Source organism: uncultured Gimesia sp., assembly GCF_963976445.1.
In the GTDB taxonomy this organism is placed as follows: Bacteria; Planctomycetota; Planctomycetia; order Planctomycetales; family Planctomycetaceae; genus Gimesia.
The window spans coordinates 171064-194324 of the sequence record NZ_CAXBKP010000011.1 but is presented as its reverse complement, the minus strand read 5'-3'; the positions used below and the strand labels follow the sequence as shown (position 1 = coordinate 194324).

Genomic DNA, 23261 nt, shown 5'->3' with positions numbered 1-23261 from the left:
CGACACACAACCGCACACAACGCCCCAATCCCAACACACATCTGCACAACATCCACACATCTCAGCACTCCTTTGCCACACAAAATTTTTCATTTCCCCTTGCCTCACCCACGCCCCCGCAGAGAATAAGAATTACCAACAGGGAGTAATAAATTAAGCCCCATGGATTCCCTTCAACGGCAGGGGCAGCCCCATATAAAAAGAGCTGAACGCTCATAGAAACTGAGCGGCTCGGCGCAAGCCGCCGTTAGCGAACCAACGGCAAACAAATCCTACCAGATAGCACCGAACCCCACGCAGATGAACACTCCGCAGTAACAAGGGAACAGAATTGTTGATCGCAACCGTTTGTACTTCGAAGAACCAGGCAAGCTCGATCTGGAAAATCTTTCCGTACAGATTCAGATCGCGGAAGAATCATTACACCACCAGAGAATAAGAACTGATCTGCTTTTCAGTGGCTGGCGTGACTCCTGATCTGACGAGGTCGTTTTATTACCAGAGTCTGTTGCACCTTCTGAACCATCTTAGAACAGCGAAGCCGCTCTCGAATCCACTGAACGATCCGGTTCAGTAATAGTAACGCAGCCAAAAGCAATCCGATGGTGAAGAAGAGAACCACATGGAGCACAATCAGTTCGACTAGATTCATGGTTGAGACCTGCCTTCCATCGGTTTATTTGATCAGGTTGTAGTTTGGTCTGCCAATGTATTTGATTTCATTTCCCTCTCCCTGGGAGGCACACATTCTTCCATGAGATAAGCATCCAGAAACACGCAACACTCACCACCAGAGCAGGAAAAGTCGACTTCCAGAAATCCATCAGAGCGCACAGAACGGACTAGCCCTGTTTTTCCCTGGATTTGTTCATAGTCTGCAATACCTTTCTGCATTCTGACATAACAGGTCCCCCGAACAGGTTCTGTCAGAATGGTACTTTTACAATTCTTCATTGGTTACACACTTCCTTTTCTCTGTTCACGTTTTACTTCCTCTACTCGATCCATGCAGGCAAGCAGACGGCAGTGATCGCCGCCTGCATGAAACACCTTGACCAGCCGTTCCAGGCAGCATTCACACTGCAACTGAGAAATTTCAAACAACGATAGCTTGGCCACATATTGATATCCTTCTTCAGCACGATGCACCTGGCTGAGAAATCCTGCCAGGCCGATACGGTACTCCAGACAATCGGGCGCCAGTTCAATCGCACGGAGAATTTCCTGTTCAACACATTCAGGGGGATAACCCAGATGCCCCATCGAATGCGCCAGATTGTAATGATGTTCGGCTGTCAGTTTCGGTCCGTGGTATGCTGATTGATCTCCGTCATCTTTTGGGTCAACAGCGGCAGATAGCTTCTGAAGTCGTTCTTCGACCTCTGACTGCAATGTCGAGGATATACCTGCATTCTCCGACAGAAACTGCAGCATTTCACCAGCTAGTTCTCTCTGTCCGACGTGCAGATAACAATCGGCCAACGCCAACTGTGCCTGGTCTGACAGGGGAATCAGAGTGTTGGCTGTCTCCAGCGCGCCTTGAGCCAGTTTATAACTCGTCAGTTCCCGGAAAATCAGACCACTCAATTCCCACACGCGGCCATCGTGAGGAAACTGTTTCAACAGTGATTGAGTCAGACAAACTCCCTCATCCCAACGTTTTTTTTCATAAGACTGCGTCAGTTTGTCTAAATCTTTTTCTGCGGCATACATTAGATAGATTTCCTGTACTTAATTTACCGGTTTCAGAGAAGTCTTCAGTCGCTGTCTCAGCAGACAGTTACCAGTCCTGGTTTCCCTATTGAGAAAGCAACGATTCTTTTTGGGATGGTGTAACCAGCACTCTTTCACCTTTCTTTAACCTTTCCGGGTGGTGTTTTTCCCACTTCACGCCACATTTTTTCCCAGGAAGCACGGTCTTTGGCTTCATGTTCTTCCATGACTTGTCTCATTTCTTGCCCCGTCATGGGACGTGGCTGTTTTTGTCCCATCAGCGTTTTTCCAATTTGCCAGACACCGATCAGTCCGCCGAGAAAGAGCAGGGCCAGCAGGATCGGTGATCGTTTTGAGTTATCGCTAAAATTCACCGATCAGCTCTCCTTCCGCACGTGTAGCAAGGGCACGAAAGATGCGACCTGCCGGATGAGGATTTTGAGGCCCCCGTGAAGGAGCAGCAGTCCCTTCTGGGTATTGAAAACGGGGTTCTGCATCGGCATCGATGGCTTCGCTCAGAAATCTAACGGAACCGTCTGCAAAGGCAAACATGGCGCCGCCGGTATGGTCGGAGCGAAACGAACTCCAGTAACAGAAATTGATTGAGATCGAACTTCCATAAGCCAGGTTGTTATTTAGTTTGTTGAAGGCAGTCGCGATCATGGGTGTTGCGTACGAGTTAATCCAGTCGCTTGCTTGAATTCCTGAAGTAACACGCTCACCCGTATCCGGATTGTAGATCTGCCCCCATTTTTCACCGAACATCAGGGTATTGGAGAGACCATCTGTGATATCCCGGAAGCGAATTACTCTACCACCGTTGCGTTTTGCCGAACTAGAGGTTATGTCAAACAGTCCATTAAAATACATTTTATTTTCGGGAAAATAGGCGCAGTAATAGAAGGTAAGAGGATCGGTGGGATCGCAAAGATACGCCCAGGGATAGTTGTTATCCCCGACATTGATGGCATAAGAACAATAACTGGAATGAGCACCATCCAGTTTCGGGTCTGAGGGGCAGAGATAAGTGGCAATCGATTTTGTTCGAATATCAGGGTTCTTGTCGAAATCTGCCTGTTCGAGAAAAGGCAGCAACATCGTGAAAGGATGTCGTTTAGTTCCTGCGGGACCTGATTTCCATAAGTGGGGAAGCATTCCACGTGTATCATGGAAATTGTGGGCCGCGAGTGCCATCTGTTTTAGATTGTTTTTACATTGCGTTTTCCGGGCAGCCTCACGTGCCTGTTGCACTGCCGGCAGGAGTAACGCCATCAGAATTGCGATAATGGAGATCACAACCAGTAATTCGATAATGGTGAACCCTGCACGGTTTTTCACCAACGGAGGAGCAGAACGGGGAAAGCGGCATGCCATGAAAAGACCTCTTCATTTGAAGGAGTGGTGAGGTGCTTGCTGGCATTAACGCTGGCTGGCGTGATTACTTAGATGAGACTGAGACTCAGTATCTATAATGTCGGCCAGTATTGCAAATGAAAATGAAGGGAAAATACTTTTTTCATACTTTTTAAAATGGAATAATGTCTGTCTAAGAAGATCTTTAAGTCTCTTTACAGGAAAAGAAACGCTCGCGCATTTTCACTACTGAAGCGGGAATGTAAGAGACTTAAAGAGATACCAGAAAACGTTCTTTATTCGGCTTCGCCAGCGACGGGGCGCAGGCCTTCGCGAATCTGTCGACCACGATGAAAACAGTCTTTGGGTAAGATATTGAATCAAATCACAACCAGGGACTGGCTGGCTGACTGAATCAGGACTTTTTCATCAAATCAAACGCCTACTGAAACTGATTCTAATAACGCCTGACCACGAGCATTAATTGTAATTGATGGCAAACACAAAACCATAATTGCATATGCCAAAGATCACCAGAAGGCCTACGAATTTTAAATACCTGTGAATGTTCTCCTCACACAGCCAAATCCAAAATATGCCATCCAGGAAATAGATCAAAATCCACAATGTTAAATTAAAATCGTTGGCAGTGAATCTCCAGGGACCATTCAGGTCTCGAGAAGTGCCACCAAAATAATCATAAACCCATGCATGATTAAAAGGTCTGTATACCTGGTAAAACATGACCGGAAGGACGAATGGCAATATTGGAGCCAGTTTAACAATAACTGATTTCATCCTTATTCCACCTTCGCGAACTGTTTCTGAAAGAACTCCAGCATTTCGCGTTGAGTGTTGCGACCTTTGCTTTCCGGGGTGTAGACGAAAACGTTTTCGATCTTGAGTTCGTTCATTGTCTTGACCAGATCGCGGCCGAAGTTGGGGTGATGAATGCCTTGGCCGGGGCGGGCGTTCTCGGGCAGGGGGCCGTCGGCTTCGCTATAGGTCATGTAAAGCGGCGGATCGTCTTTGGTCAGATGCATGATCGCGGAAGACTCATCGTACCGTTTCTGACGTTCCGGCGTCGGGTGTAATGCCTCTTCTGCGGTCTCGAGACCGTAGGCTTTGAAGATCGAGCCATGCTCCCATGCGCGACCGCCAACCAGCGCTTTGATTTTGATTGGATCATAGGTGCTTTGACCGCCCATGGTGCCGATCGCCTGGATGCGGGTGGACTGACGTTTGACCGGATCATCACTGTTCGGGTCAGCCAGGTCATCGTGAAAACCGATCCACATTGAAATCCCAGCGCCGGCAGAACCTCCAAAACAAGCGACCCGTTTGGGGTCGATGTTCCATGCCTTCGCTTTGCTGCGCAGAAACTGGACCGCCCGCGCCCCGTCGCGCTGCGGTTCAGGAAGCAGGACATTTTTACCATCAATAAAACGGTAGTGAATCGCTGCGAGACTGATGCCGGCACTATGAAAGAGATTTACAAGCCCCGCGCTGACTCGCTTGCTGCCCCCCACAAATCCGCCGCCATGAATGTAGATTACCAGCGGAGTCGGCTTGTCAGACTTGGCCTGATAGAAGTCGAGCACGTTCCGACTGTGGTCGCCGTATTTCACATCGGCATAGGTCGGCTTGATCGTGTTTTCCCGGGCGCCTCTGAGCTTCTCGCGATACTCCTTCGCTTCGACGCGAGTCAGAATGCCATCCTTATTTTTGTCGGCAGCCGGAAATCGTTTCAATAATTGTTGCAGACGTTCGTCGGGCTGCGGTTTTTCATCGGCGGCTCCCACATTGCTGGACAATATCACAATGCAACACAAAACAAGGATTCGCAAGCCAAATGGGACAATGGGGTTTTGTGTCATTCTATGTCTCGTTTTCTGTTTTGGGATTTATGAACGCATTGATCCGGTGTACATTGCACTAGATAATTCTATTTCAGAAGCATACGATAGTTCAAGGATTAAATATTCTCTGGTGACCTCCCGATATCTGTGACAACAGTTCGAGTGGGATCAAACTCAGGATCGACTGATGAAATCATCTCTCAAAATATATCTGATCGTGTTCGTCTCGGTATCCTGCTATCTACTGCTCATGAAAACAGCGATCGTTAATAAGCACAGCCCACACCGGGATATTTCCCCACTTGAGTCGACCGTGTCTCAGATTCCTCTGGGAATTTCTGTGGACGAAACGGACACACTGATGGGGTCTCCCCCTGATACCACTTCGAATTCGAAAGGGGTGATCATGAATTCGACAACGATACTCCATCCAGCGAATGACCAGGCATCAAAGTATGGCCCCCCGCAAAAATACACACTGTGCATCTGGAAGCGGGACGATGTGGGTGCGACGGTCGTCTTTGATCAAGCAGGAAAAGTCGTCTGTCGTTGGGCTTGGTCTACTACAAAAAACAGAGGGAGATATCATCCCTTTAGCCCCTATGGACTTTTCGATCGCCTGGGTCTGTTCTGAATTCATTTTCTACCACGAAAGTCACGAACAGTTTTCTCTTTACAAGAATCAAAAGAGGGGTAGTCCTGCTACCAGTTTTTCTCGAATGGGTTCGAACTTTGGATGTCCGAGTAAACCCGGGAACCCGCCACATTCCAGAATTGACGTCCGCAGATATCCCAGAAAATCGAGAGACAGGGACTTGGCACTCTCCGGGGTCTTAAAACCGGTCCACCGAAAATCCACGACGGCAGGCAACCAGTTATCACCCTGCAGTCCATAGGGAGGGCCGCCGGAGATGTCGTCTTTGTGGTATCCATCAGGAGCAAAAGTATAAACGAATTCAGACTCGGCATGGTCTGCTTTACAGGCCTCGAAATCATCAATCGTATATGCCAGCCATTCCTGACTGCACGACTCCACATAGACACCATCGCAGACCCCTTTGGCACCTTTGATTCCCTGTCCTTCCCAGAAATCGAAATGAGAGTAATCTTCCAGATCAACGAACGAGATGCCGCCGATTAAATGCCACAATCGATTCAATATTGCAGGAACACGGCGATCTGTGAGCGCTTCGATTCGCGAAATTCTTTGATCTTGATCCCCGTCAGAATCGATAATCAGTGACTGAACGGGATAACCAATGGTAGTCAATCGGCCTTCCAACTCAGCAAGTGCCAGTTGGCAGTGCTGAAGGGCGGAATCAACGAACTGCGAAAGCAGCTTCTCATCATGTTGCGCCGCTGAAAATTTCTGGTGACAGCGGGTGATTTCAGCAATCGTCGCCATAGAATTTCTTATCTCCAGACCGAATACGAAATAGAAACTGTGACTGATCATATCACAATGGCATCGCGTTCAGCAGAATAGAAATCATCAGTCACTCAGACAAGTAATCATTCCACTTATTCAGTGCCCGCCTGCAGCAAACAATACTGATCCAGAACGGTCTTCTCTCCTGAATCTATTTCTACCACAAAATCACAAAAGACACGATATTTTCTGGTGGTGAATTTGGAATAAAAAAGGCATGTCTCACCCTGATAAACCTGGTGAGACATGCCTTTGATTCTTAATCATTCTTGATTCGTCTTATTAGTCAACTTTAGCCAGTGATTCGCTTTTGGTGGTGATGACGTCCATCAGCTCGTTCCAGGATTGGACGAAGGATTCGGCGCCGTCTTTCTGGAGTTTGGCGGCTAAGGCTTGCACGTCGACACCCGCTGTTTCGAATTCAGAGAGCAGAGACTCGCTATCGCCGCCACAGGCTGGCAGGGCAACACCGACTTCACCGTGATCGGCGAAGGCGAGCAACGTTTTTTCGGGAATCGTGTTCACCGTAAATGGTGAAGCGAGTGACTTGATATAGTGCGTGTCGGGTGCATTGGGGTCTTTCATTCCCGTACTGGCCCAGAGTAAACGCTGCGGGCGGGCACCGAAGTTCAAGGCACGCTGCCAGCGGGGTGAATTCAAGAGATCCACATAAGCTTTGTAAGCCCGTTGACCAACGGCGACCCCCAGCTTATTGTGCAGCGATTCAGGTGCTTGATCCACAATCGCACGGTCCCAGCGGCTAATGAATAGAGAGGCAACAGAGCCAACAGCAGGATTCAAGTCGGCTTCGATGCGTCGTTCAACACCACGCAAAAAGGCTTCGGCGGCGTCGACATAGTGCTCGCTGGAGAACAGCAGCGTGACGTTCACGGGAATGCCGGCGAATGTGGCTTCTTCAATCGCGGGCAAGCCTTCTTTGGTGCCGGGAATTTTGATCAACACGTTGGGACGACCGGCGCGGGCATGTAGATCTTTCGCAGCCGCCAGCGTGCTTTCGGTGTCGTAAGCGAGCAGGGGAGAGACTTCCAGCGAAACCCAGCCATCCACACCATCAGTTTTGTCCCAGACGGGACGGAACTTGTCGGCGGCCTGCGTGATGTCTTCGAGGGCAACTTCAAAAAAGAGCTGCTCTCCTGCCTGACCGTTTTTGAACTTCTGCTGAATCACACTGTCGTATGACTGGCTGTTTTTGATCGCCTGATGGAAGATCGTCGGGTTCGAGGTCAGCCCGGTCACCGAGAGTTCATCGATATAGCGCTGCAGAGTGCCGTTATCAAGCAGGTCGCGGGTGATATTATCAAGCCACAGACTCTGGCCGAGTTCATTGAGTTGCTTCGTCGCCGTCATGGTATTCCTTCCCCATTGGATGGTGAATGATGAGTCGATTAAAAAACAGTGCATCGGTAGCTTATTGTTGTGAATTCCCGTTATGAATGGAAGGCTGATCTTGAGGAGTGCAAAAAGTGCGGGAAATTTGTTTGTTTTTTTGCTACCACGAAAGGCACGAAAAAACACGAAGTTTAGCAGCACACGACAGGTTCATTCTCAATGGATCAACGGTTTCAGATAAGACCAGAACCAGTTCTTATCTCATCAATAGTTCAACGCTCCCTCCCTAATGATGCATTTCTCGCCTGTTATCTGAATATCTGGAAGCGTGAAATAAAATATGATTCCGCTACCTGGAATTCGACAAAACCCCTGACTCTGCTGTTAGCGGGTTGTTAGAATGGAGTGTGTCTTAAACAATGCGGGCAGCATTTTACAGACTGAAAGTTACCTTGATGAATAGATCCTCTCTCAGAAGACTCCTTTCGCACCGAGCCATTCGTTGCCTCTTGTCTCTACTACTTTTATTGTGTCTCTCTGCTACAGGTCGGGCACAGACGAATAATGGTGGAAATAATAACGGCGGCGGCAATCAGAATAATAATCAGCAGAACGCGGGCGGGATCACTATTGATGCCGACGGCGTGATTGCGGCACCGTTTCGGATCACGCAGAACAGCAAACAGCTGAATCAACGTCGTCTGCAGGCGATCGCGGCGCAGTCACTTCCCGGCGACGTGAATCAGAAATCGGAGTTCCGTAAGATCTCGCTGGTGCAACTGGAGAAGGTCTGCCAGGAATTCAAAGAGAAGAATCAGCCGTTACCTGCCGAGATCCAATATCTGGCGGGGTTATGGCGAATCGATTATCTGTTTGTAGATCGCGAGCACAACGATCTGATTATTGCAGGACCGGCGGAAGGTTTCGCCGCCAACGCACAGAATCGGGTGGTCGGCGTGGAAACAGGACGGCCGCCAATCCGGCTGGATGATCTGGTCGTCGCTCTTCAATCACAGGATCGTGGGTTGATCACGGGTTGTTCGTTTGATGCGAAGCCGGACAATCTGGCGCGGATGAACGAGTATATTCGTCGTACGAATTCTGCGTCCTCAACGGCGACAGCGACGACGCGTTTTAAAACTATGGCACAGATTCTAGGCATGCAGGATGTTTCGGTGACGGGGGTGCCAGCCGGTTCGCATTATGCGCGGATTCTGGTGGAAGCCGACTATATGCTGAAGCGAATTTCCATCGGCCTGGAGCCGTCAGGAATACGAGAAATCAAAAGCCATCTGGCCACGCTCCGCGGAGGCGGCAACAGCACGCAGCGCTGGTGGTTTACGCCGCTCTATGATGCCTTCACCACGACGGCAGATCGGGATGCATTTCAATTCTCCGGACAACGGCTGCAGATGATGTCGCAGGAGGAATTCGTAAACCAGGCGGGACAGCGAACAGACGCGGCTCAGACTCGACTTTCAACAACGAAGTATGCCCAGCAGTTCACGAAATATTTTTCCAAGCTGGCTGACCTGCACCCGACGTTCGCCGAACTGCAGTCGATCACTGACTTGACGGTACTGGCGGCTTTGATCCGGAAAGAACGCCTGGATCAGCAGGTGGACTGGCCGCATCGTTTCTTCTCTGCTAATTCGGAATACCTGGTGCCTGTGGGAAACATTCCCAAACAGGTGCCGACGGCGATGAACTATAAGAAAGCGGGGCGATTGATGATCTGTCTCGTTGGGGGCGGCGTAACAGTGAATGCCCGGGCTGTGGTGAACCAGACGGAGTTTGTTACGTCACGGGACAATTCGCTGGATGAGAAAAAAGCGGTGGTGTTGGAACGGGATCAGGAAAAACCAGTACGCTGGTGGTGGGATTGACTGTTGGTTTTGGATTCGGTTTACTAGAATTGTTGTTGTTACATGACTGTTTTTGCTGACTTTTAGGTTTGAGAAACAGTTCCCTACTGGAGCTGGATTCTCACTGTTGGGCAAGCCAACAGTGGCACCCGGATTTGGTTATAAGTGTTTCGCACGTATACTGAGTTCGCACTGTCGGACCAGCCGACAGTGGCACACAACAGTCTAATCAACATGCTTGAACGGCTTTAAAATTCATCATCTCTGTTCTTTTCTTTTCTGATTTTTTAGGAAACTGACTTTCACCATGAGACGCGCGCCCCTGTTGAATCTGGTCTGTTTGTTTTTGCTGGTCTTCGTTTTTTGTTCGGGTCAATTGCTGCAGGCGGCTGCTAAGCCCAATGTGCTGTTGATCATGACGGACGACCAGGGCTGGGGAGATGTGCGTTCGCATGAGAATCCGTTGATTGAAACGCCGAACCAGGACCTGCTGGCGAAGCAGGGGGCACGGTTTGATCGTTTTTTTGTGTCACCAGTTTGTGCGCCGACGCGGGCGGCTTTGCTGACGGGACGCTACAGTTTGCGAACCGGCGTGCATGGGGTGACGCGCGGCTTTGAAAACATGCGGGCCGAAGAAGTCACGATTGCAGAAATTTTGAAATCAGCCGGTTATGCGACGGGGGCGTTTGGAAAATGGCATAACGGGCGACATTATCCGATGCATCCGAACGGACAGGGCTTTGACGAGTTCTTCGGTTTTTGTGGCGGCCACTGGAACAGTTATTTCGATACGAATCTCGAACACAACAAAAAACCGGTCAAGACAAAAGGGTATATCACCGATGTGCTAACCGACAAGGCCATTGATTTCATCAAGCAGAACAAGGATCAGCCGTTCTTCTGTTATGTACCTTATAATGCACCGCATTCTCCCTGGATTGTGCCTGAGAAATATTGGCAGAAATACGCGAACAAAGGGCTGGATGACAAGGCGCGCTGTGCGTATGCGATGGTCGACAGCGTTGATGAGAATCTGGGCCGACTACTGCAGACACTGGACGATCTGAAATTGAGTGACAACACCATCGTATTGTTTCTGACCGACAATGGGCCGAACAGCAAACGTTATAATGGAGACATGCGAGGCCGCAAAGGGTCAATTCATGAAGGAGGCATCCGTGTGCCTTTGTTTGTGCGCTATCCGGGAAAAATCAAATCAGGGACGGTTGTCAAACCGATCGCCGCTCATATTGATCTCTTGCCGACACTGCTCGATTTTTGTGGTGTCGAATCGGTATCTGGAATCCCGGTCGACGGAAAGAGTCTCGTGCCTTTACTGACAGAAGAGTCTACGGAAAACTGGCCAGCGCGGATGCTCTTCGCAGATCGGTTGTTTCGCAATTCGATTCCCGGTACAGAACTGCCCGTAGGTTCGGTACGCACGGATCGCTGGCGGGCCGCTTATGAGCGGAACAAGTGGAGCCTGTATGATATGCTGGCTGATCCGGGACAGAAAAACGATGTTGCGAAAATGAATCCCAAGGTCGTGAAGGAACTGAGCGCTGCCTACGCAGACTGGTACCAGGATGTCTCAGACGCAGGCTTCGAGCCGATTCCGATTCCCGTGGGTCATCCGAAAGAAGTGATGACGGCGGTTCCGGTGAATGAATCGTTTCTGGAGCCGGAAGCCGGGCAGGGGATCAATTACAGTGGCAAAGGGCACAACGGTTATGCGAATAGCTGGTTGGAAGACTGGACCGACCCGAGTGCGGCTGCCGTCTGGCATCTGGACGTGCTGACTCCCGGAAAATATACCGTCACCCTAAAGTATACGTGTGCGAAACAAGACGTTGATTGTGTGGTTGCAGTTTCCACTGGTCTTCAAAGTCTGGCCGCGATGATTTCCAAGCCACATGATCCGCCGAAGATTGGCAACCAGGATCGCGTGGAACAGTCGGACAATTACATGCGCAAAGACTGGGCGAGAATTAAACTGGGAACGCTGGAATTGAAAAAAGGACGCTGTGATCTGAAACTGACCGGCGTTAAGAAAACCGGAGACGAGTTGATCGACGTTAAGGGGATTGAACTGACGCGGGAGTAAGCATCGCCGCGAACAGTCTTTCCGCCGCCTGTTCGGCACTGTGGATACAGTCCGGAATACCGACGCCGCGATAGGCGTTGCCCGCCAGTTCCAGCTGAGAATAACGGGCGGCCTGCTGTTCGATCTCTTCGACTAGTTGCAGATGCCCGAGGTGGTATTGAGGCATGGATTGATTGTGTCGGAGTAGCTTGGAGAACTGTGGTTCGCCGGTGACTCCCAGAATGTCGGCCAGTTCGCTCTGCACAATGGCCGTCAGTTCTTCATCCGAATGGTCGAGCAGTTCCGGCTGCATAGCGCCGCCGACGAAAGTTCGCAGTTGGACATAACCTTCGGGGGCTCTGCCGGGGAACTTACGGCTGGCGAAAGCGATGGCAAAGATCTTGCGTTTTTCTGCAGCCGGGATCACAAGTCCGAACGCATTGAGTGGGTGTTTGATATCAGAGAGCTTGAAGAGGTTCACCAGAATCGCAGTGGACGCGTACTCGATTTGCGACAGAAGGTTAGACAGTTCGGGAGCAAAGTCAGCGGTCATGCCAGCAGCGTGGTGTGTCGCTGTCGTGACGATGACGGCATCGAAGTGCTGCGTTTGTGAGTCGCCGTCGGATTCCGAGGTCACTTCATAACCGGACTCTGCGACGGGTTTAATTTTGGTCACCGGCTGACTAAAAAGAATCGTACCCCGTTCTGAAACCCGTTCGGCGAGTGTGCGAATCAAGGTTTGCATCCCTCCCCGAAACCCAGCGAATAATCCATACCGCGCGCCGGTCGCATCGGCTGATTTTGCGGCGCGTTTCTGTTTGCGGATCGCTTTAATCAGGCTGCGGTGATCGCGTTCCATATCCAGAAAACGGGGCAATGTCGCCCGCAGACTTAGTTTTTCGGGATCGGACGTATAAATGCCGGCAACCAGTGGCTGAATGAGGCGGGTTAATGCTTCTTCACCAAAACGACGTGTGACGAAATGGGCCAGGCTTTCGTCATCCTGATCCAGTCCGGTCGTGCTGTGTCGGCGGGGAAGGAAATACTCGAGTCCCATGCGTAATTTCCCCGCAGGACTAAGGAGCGGAGTCTTCAGCATGGGACCAATGCGGGAAGGCGTCATCAATTCGAAGCCGAGCGGCACGGGAACGGGTTGTCCGTCCTTCAGAATCAAAGCGCCCCGATACTGCTGATTGGTGGAGATGAGCTGATCTTCCAACCCCAGCCGATTGCATAGTTCAATCGCCGCTGGTTTATTGGTGATAAACATGTCTCCGCCGGTATCGATCAGATAATCCTGTTGCTCGATGGTGCCAATCCAGCCGCCCGTTTCCGGCTGCGATTCAAACAGGGTGACTTCGATTGATTGCTGTTGCGCGTCTGCCAGTTCGAGCAAACGGTGTGCGGCAGACAGGCCGGTGACCCCGCCGCCGACGACTGCGATCCGTTTCGTTGCTTTTGAGCTGGTAGAGTGATTCATACTTTGTTAATCAATCAGAAGGTTAAGAAACGCGTGTGGGACCAGTGCTTTGTCAAGCTAGAAATTGAGGGTTGGGAGTGTTGTTTACGTGCTCCGTTGTCGCACTCTCGTAATATCTATCAACCCCAAATTTAAACATGACACTCCACTAGTTATTACCGGCTTCCCAGTTCGTGCACGATTTCAACGAGGGCTTTCACATTATCGGGATTCATATCGGGCATCACGCCATGACCGAGATTGAAAATGTGTCCGTTGCGACCGGCGGCGGCATCAAGAACGGACTTCGCTTTTTGTTTCAGCACAGGAATATCTGCATAGAGGGCAATCGGATCAAGGTTTCCCTGAACGGCGACATCGGGACCTAGAATCTCCCAGGCATCGGCAAGGTTAATCCGCCAGTCGAGGCCAAACACCTGGCCGCCCGTCTGTTTCTGCAGAGGAATCAACGCGGGATTTCCGGTAAGGAAGTTAATCACCGGAGCATGGTCCTGAACTCCTGCGACGAGTCTTGCCGTGTAGGGTTGCACGTACTGCTGATAGTCTTCCGGAGAAAGGCAACCGGCCCAGCTATCAAAGATTTGCACGGCCTGACAGCCGGCTGCAATCTGCCGCTGCAGATAGACAATCAGATTATCAACGAAGCGATTCATCAACACCTTCCAGGCACCGGGGTCGTTATACATCATCTGTTTGGTGCGGCGGTAGTTTTTGGAACTGCCTCCTTCAATGGCGTAGCTGGCCAGCGTAAACGGGCAGCCGGCGAAGCCGAGCAGGGGGATGTCGGCGGGTAAATCAGCACGAATCAGTTTGACGGCATCAAAGACAAACTCCAGACAATTCATATCGGCGATGTCAGTCAGTCGATCGACTTGAGAGGAATCCAGAATCGGATTATGAATGACAGGGCCTTCCCCTTTCAGATATTCGAGATCAAGGCCCATCGGTTCCAGGATCGGCAAAAGATCGGCGAAAAGAATCGCGGCATCAACGCCGAGCACGCTCTGTGCGGTGAGCGTGACTTCCGCAGCCAGAGCAGGGGTTTTACAGAGTTCAATGAACGTCGTCTTGCTTCGGACGGCCATGTATTCGGGAAGATAGCGGCCCGCCTGTCGCATGATCCAGATCGGTGTGGTATCCACGGGTTCGCGGCGGACTGCTTTCATAAAACGACTATTCTGATAGCTGGCGTTTTCAGCCACTTGAGAATTCATTATCAGCTCTTTCAAGTACGATTTTGGTGTTTGTTCGATAGGCAGGTTATTTTAGCAGGTATCCAGGTGGACTGAAATTCTGAGGGAGCCGGTTTCCCGGAAACAACCTGATTCGGGAGAAAGACTTACCGTTTTTTCGCGAGAATTTCCGGTGCGGCCTGGAGGGCATCTTTGACAAGCGGCCCCATTTTGGGAGGACTGGATTCAAAATCGAGGGGAAGCCCGGCCTGCTGTATTGCTTCCGAACAGGCAGGACCGACTGAAGCGATCATGATTTTTGCAGCCGCCTGCAGCCAGTCGTCTTTCACCTTTTCTTCTTCCGCGATCTGCAGGACATGTGCGATCTGCTGAGCGCTGGTAAACATCAGCACGTCGAATTCATTTTGAATGGTAGAGTGAATCGCGTCTCTTAAGCCGCTGGTGTCTTCCGGTAAAGCCCAGCGGTAAACGGTAATCGGGAGCACCTGTGCCCCTCGTTTGCGGAGTTCATCGTAGAACTCCTGGACCGGTTTTCCATATTCCTGAACGGCCACATGCTTGCCTGTGACCGAAAATTTTTTGTCATCCCAGATAGAAATAATTTCATGCCAGGTATTCGGCTCAGGAGCGGTATGGTGAATTGGGACATTCCAGTTTCGCAGGACGACCGTCGGTTTCGGGCCGCGGACGGTGACGATGATTTTTTTAAGGGCTTCCAGAAACGGTTCGCGCGGGAAATAGAGTTCCACTGCATCGAGCAGTGCGGTCGCACCGACCCCCGTCATAAAGACCATCACATCGATTTCATTTTGAAACAGTTTTTCGCAGAACAATTTTACCTGTTCATTGTTTTCCAGCGGAATTTCATCCATGGAATGGACGAGCGTCGGCAGCCCCTGATTTCGTTCAATCAGAGCGCGCATCGCATCGCTTTTACGGCTTTCAAAACTGCAGACACGTAATTGAGAGTTATTCATAGAGAAAAATCACCATGGGCAAAATGAACAGATCGATATCAGTGAGGCAATTATAGGAGGCAGCAGAATCGCAGAGAATGCTTGAAAGCGGCTTTATTTCAGAGAACTCTGTTTTCGTAGTGAAAAGCAGTCGCGAATCATCGACTGATGCATTTACGGATTCTACTTGACGCGAAAGCCAACTAACCACTGTTGGAAATCGGGATCGACTTCGGAGAGGTCCTTCACATTCAGCAACTGCTGCAATGTACGCTGTCCGGTTTCGTCGAATTCGCTGTTCGTGCGCAGTTTCCGATAAAAGGGAGAGAGCAGGCGCTTCTCTTGCAGATACAGGCAGAAGTAGCGTGCATAAGCATAGGTCAATGCTTCCCGGTCGGTTTTGATTCTGATCTGCTGAACCAGTGTCTCTAAGCCAGGCAGCTGATTTCGGTCTAGAGCTGACAGTAAAATTTGAGACCGCCAGTTGGAAATGCCAACCAGTTGATTTCCTGCTTCTGAAAATTCACACTGTTCGTGTAGTGAAGCCAGGCCTTCATCAAACCATTCCGGCATATCAGGATAATCGATCTGCGCCAGAGCGTGAGTCAACTCGTGCCCCAATGTCCCGCCCCCCGTCGCCAGGTTAAGGACGATTCGCATTTCGTCAGACTGAAAATAACCATAATAAGAGCCGGTTTTTCTTCGATCGAGATCATAGGCGACCTGCTGATAGCGTTCCTGACTGGAAAGCACGATGATCGTAATCGGGCGATCTGGCTGTGAATCGAAGTAGGAAACATTTAAGGCATACTCGGTCGGCTGAATTGCTTTTCGATGCAGCGCCTCCAGCGTCTGGGTTTCATAATCCCCAATCAGAATGTAAGGCGCTTTGACCAGTACATTGGTGGGAATCGAAATTCGTTGCTGAATCACTTTTGCCTGCGTCTCACATTCGGCCTGCAATTGGATTTGCGGCTGCAGTGATTTGATCTCTGGCGCTGATTTGAATATTTCCGGTGCGCTGAGACGGACCGCGTTCGATGAGGCGCGTCCTTCCTGAGTCCCCGAGAAGACCAGAAAGTAAAAGCCTGTCATCAGAACGAATGGTCCTGCGATTAACAGCGCATTACGGTGAATAGACAAAACAAGACCTTCATCGAACCAGCCAAATGTTTCAGGCCGGAATCCGAAAGAGAAGAAGTGATATACAATGATCGATGTGCTTCTATTATAGTTTGCAATAGACGATACCACTTGAGCAAAGGTTGCCGGAATTCGGTATTTCAACCATGTTGCGGGCTCACTGAGTGCTTTATCCAGCTTGATCGCCGCCGATTACCCAGTCACGATATTCATCACAACTGGAATAGCTTAACAATTGTCTCTCCAGATCAGCGAAATCGTGACCGGTCTGTATGAACTTTTCGTAGCTGAAAAACCGCATTAAGGAAGAGTAACAATCTGGTCGAATTTAGTTATAATGGGCTTACTGATTATAATGGTTTGCCAGCCTGTAGCTCGAACTCAGGTTGATTGTAGCGTTTCCAGAATGATTCAACTCCGGCAGGACAAGATCAGGCCTGCCAGGCTTCGTTGAATCCAATCTGGAATCAGATAAATTGACGGTGAAATATAAACTTCGATGGGCCAATCCTCTCACTTTGAACCAAACCAAAATCGACAGATGGCCCCCTGGCGCGAAAAACAGCGGCGCGATAAGCAGCGGCGCAAAAAGCCCCAAGCCAGACAACCTTTATTTTCACCCGCAGAACTTCATGCACTAAAGACTGGAATGCACTGTACTATGTATAAATCAATGGGAGCACACCCTGACGAAGTCAACGGTATCAAGGGAACTCGATTTGCTGTCTGGGCCCCCAATGCAGAAGATGTATGTGTCATTTTTGACAAAAACCACTGGAAACACGGTGAAAGTCAACTGGATTCCAGTGATGCGGGTGTCTGGTCCGGCTTTGTTCCGGAAATCTCCGAAGGGGATGCCTACAAATTCAGTCTGCGCGGGCAGAACGGTGAGTTTTTTCAGAAAAGCGATCCGTACGCGTTCTACTCGGAACTGCGTCCCAAGACGGCATCCATCGTTTACAATCTAGAGAATTTTCCCTGGCAGGATTCCGAATGGATAGACAAACGGAAAGAAATCAACTGGCATGATCAGCCAATCGCGATTTATGAAGTGCACCTTGGTTCCTGGAAGCGTCCTAAAGATGGACGCCAGTTCTTTACCTACCGTGAGTTAGCGAAACAGCTGGTCGAGTATGTGAAACAGATGGGATATACCCATATTCAATTGATGCCTGTGACAGAACATCCTTTTGATGGTTCCTGGGGTTATCAGACGACGGGTTATTTTGCACCCACCAGCCGCTTTGGAACTCCCCATGATCTGATGTATTTCATCGACTACTGCCATCAGGCAGAGATCGGCGTCCTATTCGACTGGGTTCCCGGCCATTTTCCCACTGATGGTCACTCCCTGGGCCGCTTTGATGGGACCTGCCTGTACGAGCACGAAGACCCCCGTAAAGGATTTCACCCGGATTGGGGTACCTACATCTTCAATTACGGTCGCAATGAAATTCGTGACTTCCTGCTGTCGAGTGCCCATTTCTGGGTTGATAAATATCACTTCGATGGGCTGAGAGTTGATGCCGTTGCCTCGATGCTCTATCTGGATTATTCACGCGAAGAAGGAGAATGGATACCGAACGCAAGTGGAGGACGGGAAAACCTGGAAGCGATTCAGTTCCTGAAAGACGCGAACACCAGCCTGCATGGAGAATATCCCGGAATCCTGACGATTGCGGAAGAATCGACTTCCTGGGGCGGCGTCTCACACCCAGTCTACAATGGAGGCCTGGGTTTCAATATGAAATGGGATATGGGGTGGATGAATGATACGCTCCGTTATATGCATTTCGATCCGATTTACCGCTCGCATCACCAGGGCGAGCTCTCCTTTAGAATGATCTATGCATTCACAGAAAACTTCGTCTTGCCGTTATCCCATGATGAAGTCGTGCATGGCAAGCGTTCATTGCTTTCTCAAATGCCCGGTGATCTGTGGCAGCAGTTTGCGAATCTGCGGTTACTGTATGGTTATCAATACACCATGCCTGGAAAAAAACTGCTGTTTATGGGAGGCGAATTAGCGCAATGGCACGAATGGGACCACGATAGTGAAATCGACTGGAAATTGATCGGCCATGATAACCATGATGGTATCCGGCGTTTGATTGGTGACCTGAATTATCTGTACCGCTCTGAGAAATCGCTCTACGAAACCGATTTCGATTCGGCCGGTTTTTCATGGATCCAATGCGACGATTCAAAAAACAGTGTGTTTGCCTACCAAAGAATTTCCGCTGATAGCAAAGAACACGTAATAGTGATCGCGAACTTCACTCCCGTCCCGCGGGACGGCTATCGGATTGGCGTTCCGAAAGCCGGGTTCTATAACGAAATCATCAATAGCGACGCCGAGATCTACGGTGGTTCAAATATCGGGAATGCAGGGGGCGTCTACAGCGAAAAGATCAAAAGCCATGGTCTGGACCATAGTATCATGCTGAATTTGCCACCGCTGGGCCTGCTGATCATGAAGCCGGTTCCAACGAAAAAGAAACCAGAACAGAAATAAAGCAGTCACTTCACAGGCGTTGAGAGAGAGAAATAAAGATTTCTCAATAAAGATTTCTCAGTATAAAAGACTGGAAAAAGCCATCGCATCATTTTATGATGGTTTCCAGTCTTGAGCTTTGCTGCTCAAGATATAAAAAAAGGACGCCGCTGAGTGTATAGGCGCTCGCCCAAACAGTCCCAACAAGGGAAAGTTCGGCTATACTCCCCAGCAGCGTATCCTTTGGTGAAGCTTGTTTCAGATTAAGAACATTGTTTTGCGTTCTCATCTGGAAATATATCAAAAGCAAACGTCGTACCAGAAAATGCCCGTTCTTGAGAAGAATACCGTAAGACGCTGCAACAAAAGCACTTACAACATCAATTAAATATCTTCAAGAACCTGGCCGGTCCTGTTTATCCTTTCATTGCCCTCCCGTAGGGCAATTTGCTGCTTAGATAAACAGCAGTCCGGCTCAACAAAGTATCTCATTTTTTCAGATAGAGTTGCTTCTGGAAATCGTCTACTATAAAGACTCGATGAGACGCCGTGCGAATATGGTGAAATGCAAACCTTGATTGGTTTCCCCTTATTCATGAATCAGAATCATTTCTTGTGCTGGTGGTGATTTTTTGTCTGAATTGCATTTTGATCAATGGGCCAACTACACCGGACCTGCAAACTGGTATTCACTCTCGTATCCTTCCAATTGGGTCAAGGACGAAAAAGAGGGAATTCTCCAGCTCAGCCCTCCGGATGGAAATGCGACATTGACCATTAGTTGCCATTGGAAATCGGTACCACCAAACACGAATTCCGAGTCGAACCTGGAAATTGATTTCGACCAGCTGTTTGTCAAACATCGAAATATTCAGAGTCGCGGGCCTCTCGCCATTGAGCATGAATCGATTGGTTATTCTGGTGAAGCAATCATTCAAAAAAACGCATCCTGGTGGAAAGGCCTACTGGCATCTCTACCCGGTTTTCAAAAAAGCTGGCACTCCTGGAATCTGTGGTTGATCAGAGAACGTTCGATCCAGATGGTGGTTACGTTTTTCTATGATCCACATCACTCTGAAGATTTTTTTGAAGCAGTCCAGGTGATTCTGCACTCCATTCAGCTCTCTCTGAATCCAGCAAATCCACCGGAGCTGTTTGCAAACGAAGTGCTGGACCTGGCTCAAAAGAAATTCCCTCTGATCACTTCTCAGATCCTACCCGGATTTCGGTTAAAATTTGGTGAATCTGAGATGAACCTGACAAATTTCTACCGTGCTTATCTGACGACTCCCGAAAGTTTTCAGAAACAGATCACAACGGCGCTGGTCACGATACTGCAGATTAATGAATGGGGTGATGCCCAGACAGAACCGGAATTATCGCAGATTCAAGACCGAATCATGCCGATCCTGTTATCACGGGAATCCTGGGAAAATAATTTTCCGAATTTTGTGGGTGAATCCTGGATTGCCAATTTAGCCATCCTGTATGTGGTCGACGAATCGAACGCATATTGGTATATTCATGAAAAGCTGCTCAGAAAATGGAACATCGATCAAGATCAGCTCCATCAGATAGCACTGAATAATCTGGACCGCTATTTTGATCATAATCAAATTGAGCTGATCTGCATGTCGAAAGAAGAGGGCCCGAACATGATTATACAAAGTAGGCCGGATGCCTATAATGCATCTCAGGTTCTAAGCCCGTCATTCCATCAGCAGGCCCGCCGTTTTTTGGGAAGCGAGTTTTTGGCTGGAGTTCCGAACCGTGATTTTCTGCTTGCGATCAGCTTAAGTGAATCACATGTGATTGAAAAAATCCAGCATAATATTGCCAGTGACTATTTAACTATGGACCACCCGTTAACAAATCAATTGCTGGTTGTAACCGCAGATGGCGTGAGCGAATATTGTGGTGTGAGCTGATCAGTGCCACTTCAAAAGTGATCTCAGAGTAATGCAACAGGATTCAAATCTAATCTCACAACGCCTCGGTGAATTCATCACACTCGGAACGGGAACCAGCGTAGGAATTCCGATTATCGGCTGTGATTGTCACGTCTGTACGTCGACCAATCCCAAAAACCAGCGGGGACGCACTTCGGTCTATGTCGGCGCCCCTGATGGGGGTTTTTTAATTGACACGCCCCCCGAACTCCGACTGCAATTGCTGCGAGAACACATTCCCTGGGTGCATGCCGTGCTTTATACTCATAGTCATGCAGACCATCTCTTTGGCTTGGACGATGTGCGAATCAGTGGGTATCGATTAGAAAAACCGATCACGCTGCACTGCGAGGAAATTGTCGAAGAACAAATCCGCCGCTCGTTTAACTATGCGTTTGAAGACCCCATACATAATCAACACCACATGGCCCGTCCGCGGCTTGATTTTACTCGAGTGAGCCTGGAAGCCTTTGAATTACTCGGTCTCCGAATTCAACCCATTCGGCTGATGCACGGCACACTCCCCATCTTAGGATATCGCATCAACAATATCGCGTTTTGCACGGATGTCAGCGAGATCCCACCGGAAAGCTGGCAGCATCTGGAAGGTCTGGATGTCCTGATCCTTGATGCGCTGCGGATCAAACCGCACCCCACGCATTTCAATCTGGAACAGAGCCTGGCAGTGGTGGATCGCGTCAAGCCGAAGCGTGCTTATTTCACACACATTTCGCATTCGCTGGAACATGAAGAAATTAACGCCAGCTTGCCAGACCATATTGAACTGGCGTTCGATGGGCTCTCTCTGCCTTTGAATTAGCCAGGCGCGCTTCTTATCAGCACACGCATTGAAACCTGAAACCAGCCTAAGGCAACTCGAGTTTCATTCCCGGCCGAATATAATTCGCACTTTTCAACAGATCACTATTCTTCTGATAGATCTGAAATGCTGCCGACCGCTTTCCATAAATACGAACGGCGATGGATTCAAGCGTATCGCCTTTTTTAATCGTATAAGTTTTCACTTTTGCCGTCCCCGTGGACTGCTGTGGTGAATCGGAAAGTTTATCAAAAAGCTCTTCCACAATCTGGTCTACATTCTCTGGCTGAACCTGTGAGAGCGATTTCCCGGATCTGGAGTTTCTGGTTTGAGAGCCTAGCGGCGAACGGGGAACCGGAATAAATTTACGGTAGTTTTTAGGGATGGATTTTGTCCCATTTTCCCCATCAAGCATATTGCCGGATTTCAGCGTGTTCTCAAACTGTTGCATTGTTTTTTTATGATCCAGATCTTTGAGTGAGCTCTGATCTGGAGCATTTGACAACGATTCAATCAAGCCTTCAAACTGAACTGTGGAAGCTCCCGGGGAAGCTCCCGGGGAAGCCCCCGCGGAAGACCTCGATTTCAAAGTCGGCTGAGAGACCATTTGCCCGATCGTCCGTTTTCCGGCTCTGGCAGAAGTTCCTGTGGAAGATTGTCTGTTCGCTGATTGGGGTGTCGCTCCCGATGACTGATTCACGGGAATCCGCAACTTCATTCCCTCTCGAATATCATTGGGACTTCGTAGACGATCACGATTCAGGTCATAAATCTCTTTGTATCTGCGACTGGTTCCCAGATAGCGAATTGAAATTTCAGATAACGTTTCACCTGATTTGACGGTATGAATCCGAATTTGGGGAGCCTGTCTCTGTTCAGGCCGCGTTGGCTGCGTCTTTTGCTGCGCCGGATTGACTTCCCAGGCATTATTGTGTTCTGGCTTGACCGATTCCGTGCGAGGCTGAATAGGACTGAGCGTTGTCCCTTGAGAAGTTGACTCATCTTGAGGTTGTTTCGGGTTAGGCTCAAAGACAGAGTCCGTCAGTTCTGAACTCGTAAATTGTTCCTGAGGAAGGTCAATCTCTTTGAGAAAATCAGGCATCTTCCCCCAACGCTCTGCCTTCGAAGCGTTAGGATCCATTGGAGAAACAGGGGTGGAATGTGAAATCGTAGGCATAGCGACCTTCGAACCAGACGATGGCTGCTCGTCAGTAAGTCCTGTCAGGGTCTGCGCATTGCCCAACTGGGTATTCGCTTTTTCATTGCTTTGAGTGCCAAAATAAGGAGTGCGGTCCTTGTCGGCAATCTGCTCATCTAAATAATGCGGATCATTCAACTCCGGAATCTCGACAGTCGTATTCCGATCCTGCCGGAGACAGAACGCACCCACAAAACCTATAACCAATAACGCTAGAGCTAAACCAACTTTTTTATCTTGATGCATTTGAACCTCGCCTCGAATAGTACGCTGTGTAATAAAGCGTATCGGGCGAAATTCTTTAACAGAAAATCAAAATTTCAATAGATGGGCTTAGTGCGCGGAGATACCACTGCCGGCATCACACTTGAGTCGA

18 protein-coding genes are annotated in these 23261 nt (G+C 49.4%); 6 read left to right on the top strand and 12 right to left on the bottom strand.

Annotation, left to right across the window (positions count from 1 at the left end):
- Positions 1-684 precede the first annotated feature (684 nt).
- The 5 genes from AAC022_RS14425 to AAC022_RS14405 all read right to left on the bottom strand — a co-directional run bounded on the left by AAC022_RS14425 (position 685) and on the right by AAC022_RS14405 (position 4943).
- Positions 685-954, bottom strand: coding sequence for a hypothetical protein (locus AAC022_RS14425; RefSeq protein WP_339731978.1), 270 nt, complete (start codon positions 952-954; stop codon positions 685-687).
- Positions 955-957: 3 nt separating this feature from the next.
- The gene (locus AAC022_RS14420; RefSeq protein WP_339731976.1) at positions 958-1713 is read right to left on the bottom strand and encodes a hypothetical protein; all 756 of its coding nucleotides are present in this window, start codon (positions 1711-1713) and stop codon (positions 958-960) included.
- Positions 1714-1847: 134 nt separating this feature from the next.
- Complete coding sequence (locus AAC022_RS14415; RefSeq protein WP_339731974.1) at positions 1848-2087, bottom strand: hypothetical protein; 240 nt, start codon at positions 2085-2087, stop codon at positions 1848-1850.
- Entirely contained in the window at positions 2077-3087 is a 1011-nt protein-coding gene (locus AAC022_RS14410; RefSeq protein WP_339731972.1) for a DUF1559 domain-containing protein, read from the bottom strand. The genes AAC022_RS14415 and AAC022_RS14410 overlap by 11 nt, the downstream gene beginning before the upstream one ends.
- A gap of 779 nt (positions 3088-3866) precedes the next feature.
- Positions 3867-4943, bottom strand: coding sequence for an alpha/beta hydrolase (locus AAC022_RS14405; protein ID WP_339731970.1), 1077 nt, complete (start codon positions 4941-4943; stop codon positions 3867-3869).
- Between the two features lie 169 nt (positions 4944-5112).
- On the opposite strand from AAC022_RS14405, the gene AAC022_RS14400 reads away from it, so the two are divergent.
- Positions 5113-5559, top strand: a complete 447-nt coding sequence (locus AAC022_RS14400) for a hypothetical protein (protein WP_339731968.1) — start codon at positions 5113-5115, stop codon at positions 5557-5559.
- Positions 5560-5607: 48 nt separating this feature from the next.
- Here the strand turns inward: AAC022_RS14400 and AAC022_RS14395 are convergent, their stop codons facing one another.
- Together AAC022_RS14395 and tal are read right to left on the bottom strand one after the other, a co-directional pair.
- Positions 5608-6330 carry a hypothetical protein gene (locus AAC022_RS14395; protein WP_339731966.1) on the bottom strand — a complete coding sequence of 241 codons (723 nt, stop codon included), beginning with the start codon at positions 6328-6330 and terminating at the stop codon, positions 5608-5610.
- Positions 6331-6636: 306 nt separating this feature from the next.
- Positions 6637-7722: a transaldolase gene (gene tal / locus AAC022_RS14390; protein WP_339731964.1), complete on the bottom strand. Its 1086-nt coding sequence runs from the start codon at positions 7720-7722 to the stop codon at positions 6637-6639.
- A gap of 437 nt (positions 7723-8159) precedes the next feature.
- Here tal and AAC022_RS14385 point away from each other — a divergent pair, with 437 nt between their 5' ends.
- Positions 8160-9590 carry a DUF1598 domain-containing protein gene (locus AAC022_RS14385; RefSeq protein WP_339731962.1) on the top strand — a complete coding sequence of 477 codons (1431 nt, stop codon included), beginning with the start codon at positions 8160-8162 and terminating at the stop codon, positions 9588-9590.
- 286 nt (positions 9591-9876) lie between these two features.
- Entirely contained in the window at positions 9877-11673 is a 1797-nt protein-coding gene (locus AAC022_RS14380) for an arylsulfatase (RefSeq protein WP_339731960.1), read from the top strand.
- Here the strand turns inward: AAC022_RS14380 and hemG are convergent.
- The 4 genes from hemG to AAC022_RS14360 all read right to left on the bottom strand — a co-directional run bounded on the left by hemG (position 11645) and on the right by AAC022_RS14360 (position 16424).
- On the bottom strand, positions 11645-13132 hold the full coding sequence (gene hemG, locus AAC022_RS14375) for a protoporphyrinogen oxidase (RefSeq protein WP_339731959.1): 1488 nt from the start codon (positions 13130-13132) through the stop codon (positions 11645-11647). The two genes, AAC022_RS14380 and hemG, sit on opposite strands and share 29 nt — an antisense overlap.
- 155 nt (positions 13133-13287) lie before the next feature.
- Positions 13288-14346 (bottom strand): uroporphyrinogen decarboxylase, encoded by a 1059-nt coding sequence (gene hemE, locus AAC022_RS14370; RefSeq protein WP_339731958.1) that lies wholly within the window; start codon positions 14344-14346, stop codon positions 13288-13290.
- Between the two features lie 125 nt (positions 14347-14471).
- Positions 14472-15302 (bottom strand): uroporphyrinogen-III synthase, encoded by an 831-nt coding sequence (locus AAC022_RS14365; RefSeq protein WP_339731957.1) that lies wholly within the window; start codon positions 15300-15302, stop codon positions 14472-14474.
- 162 nt (positions 15303-15464) lie between these two features.
- Positions 15465-16424: a hypothetical protein gene (locus tag AAC022_RS14360; RefSeq protein WP_339731956.1), complete on the bottom strand. Its 960-nt coding sequence runs from the start codon at positions 16422-16424 to the stop codon at positions 15465-15467.
- A gap of 661 nt (positions 16425-17085) precedes the next feature.
- Here AAC022_RS14360 and glgB point away from each other — a divergent pair.
- The 3 genes from glgB to AAC022_RS14345 all read left to right on the top strand — a co-directional run bounded on the left by glgB (position 17086) and on the right by AAC022_RS14345 (position 21687).
- Positions 17086-18939, top strand: a complete 1854-nt coding sequence (gene glgB, locus AAC022_RS14355; protein WP_339731955.1) for a 1,4-alpha-glucan branching protein GlgB — start codon at positions 17086-17088, stop codon at positions 18937-18939.
- 611 nt (positions 18940-19550) lie between these two features.
- Positions 19551-20846: a DUF1444 family protein gene (locus AAC022_RS14350; protein ID WP_339731954.1), complete on the top strand. Its 1296-nt coding sequence runs from the start codon at positions 19551-19553 to the stop codon at positions 20844-20846.
- 31 nt (positions 20847-20877) lie between these two features.
- Positions 20878-21687: an MBL fold metallo-hydrolase gene (locus tag AAC022_RS14345; protein WP_339731953.1), complete on the top strand. Its 810-nt coding sequence runs from the start codon at positions 20878-20880 to the stop codon at positions 21685-21687.
- Between the two features lie 46 nt (positions 21688-21733).
- On the opposite strand, the gene AAC022_RS14340 is transcribed toward AAC022_RS14345, so the two are convergent.
- Positions 21734-23131 carry a LysM peptidoglycan-binding domain-containing protein gene (locus tag AAC022_RS14340; RefSeq protein WP_339731952.1) on the bottom strand — a complete coding sequence of 466 codons (1398 nt, stop codon included), beginning with the start codon at positions 23129-23131 and terminating at the stop codon, positions 21734-21736.
- Between the last annotated feature and the right edge of the window lie 130 nt (positions 23132-23261).

Bases quoted from the DNA above. Each gene is read 5' to 3' on its own strand.
- AAC022_RS14425 (WP_339731978.1), bottom strand. From the start codon at position 954: ATGAAGAATTGTAAAAGTACCATTCTGACAGAACCTGTTCGGGGGACC.
- AAC022_RS14420 (WP_339731976.1), bottom strand. From the start codon at position 1,713: ATGTATGCCGCAGAAAAAGATTTAGACAAACTGACGCAGTCTTATGAA.
- AAC022_RS14410 (WP_339731972.1), bottom strand. From the start codon at position 3,087: ATGGCATGCCGCTTTCCCCGTTCTGCTCCTCCGTTGGTGAAAAACCGT.
- AAC022_RS14405 (WP_339731970.1), bottom strand. From the start codon at position 4,943: ATGACACAAAACCCCATTGTCCCATTTGGCTTGCGAATCCTTGTTTTG.
- AAC022_RS14400 (WP_339731968.1), top strand. From the start codon at position 5,113: ATGAAATCATCTCTCAAAATATATCTGATCGTGTTCGTCTCGGTATCC.
- AAC022_RS14395 (WP_339731966.1), bottom strand. From the start codon at position 6,330: ATGGCGACGATTGCTGAAATCACCCGCTGTCACCAGAAATTTTCAGCG.
- tal (WP_339731964.1), bottom strand. From the start codon at position 7,722: ATGACGGCGACGAAGCAACTCAATGAACTCGGCCAGAGTCTGTGGCTT.
- AAC022_RS14385 (WP_339731962.1), top strand. From the start codon at position 8,160: ATGAATAGATCCTCTCTCAGAAGACTCCTTTCGCACCGAGCCATTCGT.
- AAC022_RS14380 (WP_339731960.1), top strand. From the start codon at position 9,877: ATGAGACGCGCGCCCCTGTTGAATCTGGTCTGTTTGTTTTTGCTGGTC.
- hemG (WP_339731959.1), bottom strand. From the start codon at position 13,132: ATGAATCACTCTACCAGCTCAAAAGCAACGAAACGGATCGCAGTCGTC.
- hemE (WP_339731958.1), bottom strand. From the start codon at position 14,346: ATGAATTCTCAAGTGGCTGAAAACGCCAGCTATCAGAATAGTCGTTTT.
- AAC022_RS14365 (WP_339731957.1), bottom strand. From the start codon at position 15,302: ATGAATAACTCTCAATTACGTGTCTGCAGTTTTGAAAGCCGTAAAAGC.
- glgB (WP_339731955.1), top strand. From the start codon at position 17,086: ATGTATAAATCAATGGGAGCACACCCTGACGAAGTCAACGGTATCAAG.
- AAC022_RS14345 (WP_339731953.1), top strand. From the start codon at position 20,878: ATGCAACAGGATTCAAATCTAATCTCACAACGCCTCGGTGAATTCATC.
- AAC022_RS14340 (WP_339731952.1), bottom strand. From the start codon at position 23,131: ATGCATCAAGATAAAAAAGTTGGTTTAGCTCTAGCGTTATTGGTTATA.